Origin of the sequence: Microvirga sp. HBU67558 (assembly GCF_018069605.1) — a bacterium.
Classification (GTDB): Bacteria; Pseudomonadota; Alphaproteobacteria; order Rhizobiales; family Beijerinckiaceae; genus Microvirga; species Microvirga terrae.
Map to the genome: position 1 here is coordinate 1 of NZ_JAGPUP010000370.1, position 4,081 is coordinate 4,081.

The following is a 4,081-nucleotide window of genomic DNA, read 5'->3' on the forward strand; positions in this document are numbered from 1 at the left end:
CGAACCAGGTCACTCATGTCTACAGCGAGAAGAAGAACACGGTCGAGATGATCCGGCTGATCGAGACCCTCGCCTGGAAATATGCAGCCTGTCGTCGGCTCTACCTGTCTTGGGACTCCGCCTCATGGCATTCCTCGAACCGGCTCAAGGACTGGCTGGCCAAGCACAATTCTGCCGCGCGGGTCGGTTGCGGTCCGCAGATCAAGGTGGTGCCCCTGCCCTCCTGTGCTCCGTTCCTGAATGTCATCGAAGCCGTCTTCAGCGGCATGGCGCGCGCCGTCATCCACAACAGCAACTATCCCTCTGCCGAGGAGGCCAAGATGGCGATTGACCGGTACTTGGCTGAACGCAATGCTCATTTTCAGGTTAATCCGGAACGAGCGGGCGAGTGGGTGTGGGGGCTCGAGCGACAGCCCGCGGTGTTCTCCGACGCCAATACCTGCAAGGATCCTGCTTATAATCGATGACACAGGTTGGAATTTCTTGACTCATTAGCAGCTGGAAGTGCCTTTGTGATCCTTGAGTGTAAATGGCTTATCCAGCGGAGGTGATGGGACGGGCTATGTGTGACCACGATATCGTCGTCCGGCTTAGGGCCGCTTTGAATCGTGAGGGGGAGATCTCCCGCGAGGAGGTGGAGGCCCTCCTCATTGAGGCTGTCGACGCGATTGAGTTCCTTCGCTCCTTGTTGGAGCCATTGGAGGAAGTTGGGTTAGAGGACTTGCCGCCAAAGGGCCGTGCTTAGGGGACGATGTTTGATCTGCAGTTCTTTGAAGTGATATGCCGCATGATCCTACCCCACAGAGTAGGCGTTGGATGTCTCACTACAAGTACTGCTGCGCCCCACAGGGCGGCCCTGCATTTAATAAAGACCTTCAGGGTCGCTTCCGCGGCAACCCGGGTCGAAGCGGGCAATTGTCTAACCCAACAGCGCCACCATGACCGGCAGGGAAGATCAGGGGCTTGGTGCGCAGTCACAACACGATCGGCACCAACCGACAGGAAATGGTGATTGCGCTTTCAGCCCCGATCGGCTCCGGTTACCGCAGGCATCGCCCATTCGTTGTATTGCCATGGAGGTTGGATCGACCATCTTCGGTGCATGCCCCTGAAAAGAGCCCTCTGGCTACCTCTCTCGTTGCTCATAACGGCTTCCCTCCCCCACATGGCGTCCGCGGGTGACCCGTCGCGGGGGAATCTCTGGCGCGTGGTGGCGACATGCGTCGCCGCCAAGCAGACGCTCAATGTTTCGCTGCCCTGCCTCCAAGTCGACTTGGAGAGCCACGGGTCCCCGGGCACGGTCATTCTCAGGCCGCCCTGGAGGGAGACACACACCCTTGTCGTTCCGACCACACGGTTGGTCGGGATTGAGGCTCCGGCTCTTCAGCAACCGGGAGCCGTGGCCTACTGGCAGGCGGCTCTCGCGGCCCGCAGTGTGGTCGTCGAGGCAACCGACGGGCGCGTCCGCATCGAGGACGTCGGACTGGCTATAAATTCCAGGAACAGCCGCACGCAAGATCAACTCCATTTCCATGCTGATTGTGTACAGCCGGAGGTCCTCACCGCGCTTCGCCGACACGAGGCGGAGTTCGGCAGCACCTGGAAGCCACTTGATTTCTTGCAGTCACTTGATTTTCTGCGTGCACGCCAGCGGTTCTTTGGAATGAAAATTGCCTCTGACGAGCTCGGCACATCGAACATCTTCGAGCGCCTGACGCATCTTCCAATCTATCAAAGGGATCTGTCCAGAGTTGGCGTCGCGGTCTTCAGCTCCCCACCCAGGAGTTCATGGCAGGGCTTGTAGGTCATTGCCACTCTGGGACGTGACAGCCAGGCGGAGGGGCTCCTGGATCATACCTGTTCTCTGGCCCGACGTGTCGCTGCCAACGATGCTCCAGTGGACTTTCAGCGCTGAGAAGGGACACCTGCCTTCAGGAGCCTTCTTCTCGACCAGGAGCAACATGGCCGGAAACGGCGCTTCGACCCTCGACACCTTAAAGTAGTCGTCGAACGGCTTGAGCGGATCGGCCCCAAGATAGCGCGGGTCGTCCGGAATGAATGGTGGCCGATCGTGGCTACACCAGCCGCGCCTTTCGCGAATATGTCTGATGCATGAGGGCCCGGCTGGCGATCTCACCACAGCGCCATGGGTCACTATTGGCCTGTCCGTACTGGATCTACCACAACCGTAATGTTGAACTGCGCCAGGCAGGCTGATCCGGATCCAGCCTGATATGACTCATATGGAGGATGCCGCCGGATTGAGGGCGTGCCATAGTGGAGTTCTAACTGCATTCGGGGCATCTCAGCCCGCGCTGTGGACACATTGATGACAGAAGGGTCAAACTGGAAACCCATCGAAACGGCCCCATGCGATGGAACGCCGCTGCTCGTCTTTCATCCGAACTGGAATACTCTGGCAGTAGGGATTAATCATGGTTGCGGTACGGTCTGGCAAAAACCGGACGGTGACCTGCTCAGGACGCCAACTCATTGGATGGCGTTGCCGGGACCGCCCGACTTACGCTGGATCAGCGCGCCTCGCTCACGGCAGAATGGCGACACGGGCCAATAATGCAACCAGATCCGCCTGACGGTGGGTGTGGGTCTTGGCGAACACGGATGCAAGTTGCTTGCGGGCCGTGGCCACACTCGTGTTGTGACCTTCTGCAATATCGTCAAGATTTTTTCCCGAGGCAATTTCGATCGCGAGCCTTGCCTCTGCGCGCGTCAGGCCGAAGATCTTTTGCAACGTCTCCGATGTGGGATGAGGCATCACTTCGAGATCAACCAGGATGATAACTGTGTGAGGTCCCGTGCCTGTCCTGTTGTCAATCGGCACAGCATGCAAAATGAGAGGCTTCTCGCCTGTCTCATCCCTTCGGATCACGATCCAGGAGCCATCGTCTATGTTGAGGCGCGACGTTGTCCCAAGACGCAGCAACGCTTTGAGCGCCTCCCGCCACTCCGAGCCGCACGCAGCCATTGTCGCGAGCGATCGCTGGCTCTGCAAAAGGCGTGCGGCCATGTCATTGATCTGAATGACTTGACCTGACGCATTCAGCACAATTCCGCCGTTCCCCATCCGGTCAAGGGCATCAAGGAGTGGCTTCCCGAGTGGCATTGTGCCTCACTTAGACGAGCAGCGAGTCGAAATCAGCCCATCTACTCATGCAACTCCCCTTTGGGAGTAGGTGACATAATTGTGAGCCCGATGCCAAAGGTCAGAGCTGCGCGGGGCGAGAGCATGGCGCGGGTAGTTGTGCGGACGCTCGTCGTTCGGACAGGGAAGAACCACAGGTTTGTTTTACCCTCACAGGCTAGCGCGAAGGTAGATTGGCCACTCTGCTCGCGATGAACACATTGCAAGAAAAGCAGATTCAAACACGCTAAAAAGTTCTCTCAATCATCTAAATGAGGGATGCGGTTTCTATCAAAGTCGTTACCGTTCCTACTATGAGTAACGTTCCCAAGACGTCTCTCAGCCGGATAACGCTCAAAGCTGAATCGGCCACAGACGTGTTGTGATCAGCCAATAGAATAAACCCAACTGCTCGGGCGCGGGGAGACAGAAAGGCTTGGCCTTCTATTGTGGGGGCAGTTTACAACCCCACAGCAACTCTGCAAGCCATGTGGCGGAAGACATTGGTCTTTCGCTCAGGATGCCTGCATGTCCTCCTCATGACAGAATGGTGGAGTAGGAAATGCGAATGCCACAAGGCCTTTCAAGGGATGATCTCCCCAGCGTGTTGCGCGGTACGACTCTGGAGAAATCTTTGAGATTTCATAAGTCTCGGCCAAGTACCTCATTCGACACTCGGGTCATCTGCCAATTAACTCTCGCATAGGGGCGTTGCTGCCGGCACCAAGGTAGGCCTCCGTGCTGAAAGCAAACTCGCCTTCTTCCACAACACAACTACACCGCCTTAACACCGTTCAGCCACCGATGGTTGAGACTACGGCACAAGACGAAAGCCAAGATTGCAGGGAGGACGACCATGGCCATCAATCCAACTGAGGACGACGACTTTCTGGTGGGGGGTGAGACGGCGGACAGCATTGACGGTCTGGGCGGCAACGA

The 4,081-nt window shown here is 57.4% G+C and carries 3 protein-coding genes; 2 read left to right on the forward strand and 1 reads right to left on the reverse strand.

All coding sequences use genetic code 11. The features are described from left to right. Together KBI52_RS02060 and KBI52_RS02065 are read left to right on the forward strand one after the other, a co-directional pair. A partial coding sequence (locus KBI52_RS02060) for a transposase (protein WP_210804999.1) occupies positions 1–467 on the forward strand: 467 nt, incomplete at its 5' end. Between the two features lie 698 nt (positions 468–1,165). Beyond that, positions 1,166–1,804 (forward strand): CDP-diacylglycerol diphosphatase, encoded by a 639-nt coding sequence (locus tag KBI52_RS02065; RefSeq protein ID WP_247654121.1) that lies wholly within the window; start codon positions 1,166–1,168, stop codon positions 1,802–1,804. A 741-nt stretch (positions 1,805–2,545) separates the two neighbouring features. On the opposite strand, the gene KBI52_RS02070 is transcribed toward KBI52_RS02065, so the two are convergent. Beyond that, complete coding sequence (locus KBI52_RS02070) at positions 2,546–3,124, reverse strand: helix-turn-helix transcriptional regulator (protein ID WP_247654120.1); 579 nt, start codon at positions 3,122–3,124, stop codon at positions 2,546–2,548. Positions 3,125–4,081: the final 957 nt, after the last annotated feature.